At 58.9% G+C, this 5,279-nt stretch carries 2 protein-coding genes and 1 pseudogene; all 3 read left to right on the top strand.

Annotated features, from left to right (window positions below; genetic code table 11):
- A partial coding sequence (locus tag ABIE59_RS19790) for a hypothetical protein (RefSeq protein ID WP_354449520.1) occupies window positions 1-4,319 on the top strand: 4,319 nt, incomplete at its 5' end.
- Window positions 4,316-4,576 carry a hypothetical protein gene (locus ABIE59_RS19785; RefSeq protein WP_354449519.1) on the top strand — a complete coding sequence of 87 codons (261 nt, stop codon included), beginning with the start codon at window positions 4,316-4,318 and terminating at the stop codon, window positions 4,574-4,576. The genes ABIE59_RS19790 and ABIE59_RS19785, both read left to right, overlap by 4 nt.
- A 182-nt stretch (window positions 4,577-4,758) precedes the next feature.
- A pseudogene (locus ABIE59_RS19780) lies at window positions 4,759-5,279 on the top strand (hypothetical protein); the annotation flags it as partial.

Here is a 5,279-nt window from a genome sequence, read left to right as displayed (position 1 = left end):
TCACCTACGAGTACGACGCCGTAGGCCAGATGACCCGCTGGGCGGATGCGGAAACCGGCGGGCACACCAATTACCAGTGGGACAGCGCAGGCAACCTGCACCGCGCCTACACGGATATAGGCTACGATCCAGAGGTGCGCAATATCGACCTGGCGTCGGTGCTCAGCGAGGCCGAGGATGAAATTCGCGCCATAATGCATACGCCTTATCCCGGAACGCAGGAGCCTAAATACGAGGGCTCTCTGAACAACGTTCTAAGAGAGCGTGCCGCTGATCTAGGTGTTGAGTTGGGTTACTACGACCGCGTATTTGACCTACAAAGTGCGGGCTGGGATTTCGGCCAGGTAGGTGGCCCGGAAGGCGTGCAGCTGTTCGAATGGGATGTCAACGTCTCCGAGCGCCGTGCCGCCCTGTACAGCCTGCTGTCTGACCTGGGCTACCAGGCCCAGTTGGACGAGGCGGTCATCGACCCCAACTACCAGTTTGTAGACCAGCGTTACCAGTACGACGGCAACAACCGGGTTGCCCAGATCAACAACGGTAGCGAACTGGATACCCAATACAGCTACGACGTGGCCGGTAACCGGGTGATGGTGAACAACGGTGGCCAGATCACCGAGTACACCTTCGACGCCAACGGCCGGGTCACCGAGTCTCACAGCGGCGGCAACAAAACCGCCGACTGGCAGTACGACAACGTGGGCAACGTCGAACGCTTCCGCACCTTCAAGTCCGACGGTTCCGTGGATAAGGTCACCACCAAGCAGTACTACGAGAACAACGTCAACTACTACACCAACGACGACGGCCAGCAGACCACCATGACCATGGACAAGTCTGGTCGCGTTACCCGTACCAAGCTGGTGGATGACGGCGACACCTTCTACTTCGACCACAAGTACAACGCCGCCGGTCTGGAAACCCGGGTCAATGCCCGTGGTAAGGACGTGGGTGGCCGCACCCTCAACACCTACGACAGCAACGACAACCTCATTAAGGTCGACAAAGGGAAAGGCGACAGCCAGGACCGCCCGGAGATCAGCCGGTTCCTGTTCAACAACGACAACCAGATCCTCTACCGCTTCAGCGACAGCGGCAAGAACGAAGACCTGACCACGGACACCGAGTACCTCTACGCCAATTCCAAGGCCGTGGGTGAAACCGGTACCGACGTCAAAGGCGAGAACGTCACCAAACTGGGTACCGGCAACTACAACCTGGTGCAGCCGATGGGCGAGGACTTCCCCTCCAGTGCGGTGACGTTCGTGACCGCCTCCCAAGGCGACAACCTGCAGAGCATTGCGGCAGCGGTCTACGGCAACCCCAGCCTGTGGTTTGTACTGGCCGAGGCCAACGGCCTGCAGCCGGGAGAATCGCTGAAGGAAGGCCAGCGCATTGAAGTGCCGAACACCGTGAAGTCTGGTCGTATCACGGCCGAGACCCACAAGGTGTACGACGAGTCGGAGATTGTCGGGTCCACCCTGCCGAACCTGAAGAGCGATCCGAAGGACAAGGGGTGTGGTAGCTTCTTGGCGATTATTATCACGGTCATTGTGGCGGTAGTGGCCGCCTACGTGGTAGGGCCGCTTGCTGCCGGACTGTTTCAGGCAGCGGGGCTCGGGTCAACCGCCACACTGGTAGCGGCCGCGGCGGTCACTGCGGCCGTTGCCTCGACGGTTACCCAGGGCATCTTCATCGCCATGGGCTACCAGGACGAATTCAGCTGGAAGCAGGTGGCGGCCGAGGCGGTGACGGCGGCCTTCACCGCCGGTGCCGGTGCCGTCAGTGGAGCGGTCCAGAAGGCGGCAACAGCAGGCAACACCATCAAATACGCCAAGGTGGCCTCGGCGGCACTGAGGGTAGCGGGTTCGGCTACCCAGCAGCTGATCCTGAACGGCAAGATCACCAGTTGGACCAGCCTGGCCGCCGCTGGCATCAGTGGCAGCCTGGAAACTGCACGGGCCGAAGGCCTCGGTGCCCTCAAGGAGGCTGAGGGGCTCAATGACGTAGCAGGCTACGCGCAGGCGGCCGGCGACCTTGACCGCGTGAATTCGCTGCAGACGGCCGTCAACTACGTCACCCCTTGGGTGCAGTTGGCAGAAAGCTCCGCCCGTAACGGTCAATTGACCCCGGGTGACTGGGCCTCAGCTGTTGGTGGCACGCTCGATACCGCCCTTAACAGCGCCTTGGGCACCAACCAATTGGGTACCTTGCGCAAACACGTGGCCGAACAGGGTCTTAACGCGGTGGTTGGCGGTGCCCTGAGCCTGTACGACAAAGACGCGGCTTTGAGCTGGGTGGAGCAGGAGGTGGGCAAGGACTTGCAGACTTACCTGAGTCGGATTACCCAGGAGTCCGAGGCGGGCAAGGTGATGGAGGACTTGCAGACGGCGGCCAATGAAGAACTGGCCAATGCACTGATGACGCCGATGGAACGCGGCAACCGTACGCAGCAATCCATGACTCAGGCCCGGAACGCGGACAGGATTGCGCGACAACTTCAGGTCGTGGACCGGCTCGGGGAGAATTACGAGGGCGTGGATGCCGGAGCATTGTCTGAGATTTCAGAAGATATCCGGTCTGGTAAATTTCTGATGCCCTACTCGCTTGAACAAGGGCTCTCGGGACCGACAGGCCAGGGCCCGCTCGGAAAGTTCACCGGCGATGAAATCGCGCTGGATGAACGCCTGGTCCTGCAGTCCGGCTTTGATGACGAAGCCGCAGCCGCACTTTACGGCACGCTGATTGAGGAAGACACCCACCTGATCAGTGCGCGCCTTGAGCAGCGCCTGGGAATATCCGACCTCGCCGGTGATGAGGGTGCGTTAATCGCACGTCAGATGTTGGAAGACGTCTCCAGCGATGGCTCAACCCTCCAGTTCGGCTTCCGTATCGGCAACGCGGATATACGTCGGGAGTTCGGAGCGGGCAATGCCGATGCCGCCATCGCCCGTTACTTCACGGACCAGCGAATTGCCAGTGACTACCAGTTTGCGGGCGTAGAGTTTAACGCCGGCGAAGGGCAGTCCCTGCAGCAGCTATCGGGGCTTTCCGAAGCTGAAACCCGTGAACGGTTGCAGAACTTCTCGGATGCTATCGTTCAGGTAGTCGATGCCGGAGACCGGTACATTGACGGTACGCGGTCGACCATTGATAGAGACACTCAGGAGTTGACGAATCAGGATATACTGTTCGGCACCCTGTCGCTGGCCAGCGAGACCTTGGGAAGTGACGACTTTATGTCCATCGCCGAAACCCTGGGCGTCAATGGGCAGGAAGCCAGTGCCGTCATGGGCATACTGTACTCGGGTGAAACCGATGCCGAACTGCTTGTCGGCAACGCCCTGGGCCAGCTTGAGGGCGGTGACTTCAGCACCCGCGAACGTGATCGCTACCGGATGATTGCGAACGACTTCGCCGGTGGCGACATAACCAGCCGCGAGGTCTTCGATTCGCTCATTATCGACCCCATGGAACGCCGCGAGTTCTGGGGTGACGTCAGCACCCGCGCCCTGGGTGGCCTCCAGGCCGTTGGCGGTGCGCTGGAAGTGGCCGGTGGCGCCCTGCTGTCGAAAACCCTGATCGGCGCGGCACTGGGCGTGCCGCTGGCGGCTAAAGGCCTTGATGACGTGCAGGCTGGGGCAAGAACCGCATGGTCTGGCGACCAAACCCAAACCTTCCTGGAACAGGGATTGGTGTCCGCGGGAATGAGTGACCAGCAGGCGGCCCTGACCTCAGTGGCCCTGAGCCTTGGCCTGGGCACGGCGGCTGGGGTTGCGCAGGCCGGGAAGTTGTCGCGGGTTGGGGGCTTGGGTATAGTTGATGAGAATCCAGCCAATACGCTGAGCCGTGGTGCCGAACTACGGGCCAAGTACGGGCATCTGAATGCTGAGCAGAGGACTGCTCGCATTGATGAGTTGGCCACGCAGAACTACAATCGGATCCTTTCGGAGGACTTGAACAATACTACGCACGTTTACCGTGCAGTTGATGCGAACTTGATCGATATTTATAGGACTCAGGGAAATGTCAGCGGGCGTATGGGGCGGGAGACCTATTTTTCAATCGAGGGGGGATTAACACCCCAAGCGCATCGAGTTGGTTCTCAGTTGCCGAGCGAGCCTCAGGTCCTCCTTAGAATTCCAACGTCTGAGCTGGTTAGCCCACAGGTACCAAGGCCGCAGTGGGGAACCTCGCAGATTGGGCGGGAGTATTTTGTCAATTCCTATCCGGAGTATGGGTCTGGTGGTTTTAGGCAGTTTACTGGAACGACGAGGTCTTTTTCCGATGATTGGATTATCCCGTGGGGTTCAAAATGAGTAACGCAGATTTGGAACTTGCAAAGTGTGTTGTACGCAAAGTGGCAGATGGAGCTCCATACTCTCGCGAAACGATTGCTAGCTGTTATTACGAACAGCTGAAGGATACTCATTCGCAGGAAGTGAGGGAGGTTTCTGAGAAGTGGATTGATTACATTTGGAATAGATTGGAACAAGTGCATTTTAATAGGATAGCTAGTTCAGCTTCTTCTGATGAACGGCTTGCGAAAGTTCTGTATGAGGCACTTGGGAAGTAATCAAAGTGTGGTGTCCTGTTCGTACAATGGGAGTCGTTGGAATCGGTTAGAGTTTAACGGCTTACGCTTTCCAATAGACTAGTTTCCCATATTTCGGGCAGTCATGACCCTTGTTCGGTGTGAATGGGGCCGATGCCTGCTCGATTATGTGATGTGATATCTAAGGCCAGTCCCTGACGGTGTTGGCTTCGGAGACGAACGGCGACGTTACCCGCAACGCTGCCGGAACGCTTGCAGTCGACCCGGGTCTTTACAGTGGCCCCGTCGGTGGCAACAACGCTGCGCTTTCTTTGTCCACAGAGGCCACCGGCAATGGCGGCGGCAGTAAATCCGTGGACGGCCGCGACACCGGCTACTTTGTCGAGACCCGCTTTAATGCTCTTAACGAACGCATCGCCACCAACGCCGAGACCGGCCTGTGGCGTGAGTTTGATCTGGACGCCAATGGCAACGTCATTGCCACCCACAACTTCGGCACCGATGGCATGGGTGACGCGTTAACGAGCTACTCCGCCTACGATGGCCGTAACCGTGAAACCGCGCGATTCGACGTGGCTGCTCCGGTTGCCGGGCAGTCTGGCGACGTTCATGCGGTCACCCGCATGGAATACGACGTTCAGGACAACCTGGTTCGGCAAGTGGGGCCGGATGGCCATACCACCCAACAGGAATGGAACGCCCTGGGCAGCCTGATCAGCGAGAC

Source organism: Marinobacter sp. MBR-99 (genome assembly GCF_040547575.1).
Taxonomy (GTDB): Bacteria; Pseudomonadota; Gammaproteobacteria; order Pseudomonadales; family Oleiphilaceae; genus Marinobacter.
This window is presented reverse-complemented; position numbering and strand designations above follow the sequence as displayed.

Bases quoted from the DNA above. Each gene is read 5' to 3' on its own strand.
- ABIE59_RS19785 (WP_354449519.1), top strand. From the start codon at position 4,316: ATGAGTAACGCAGATTTGGAACTTGCAAAGTGTGTTGTACGCAAAGTG.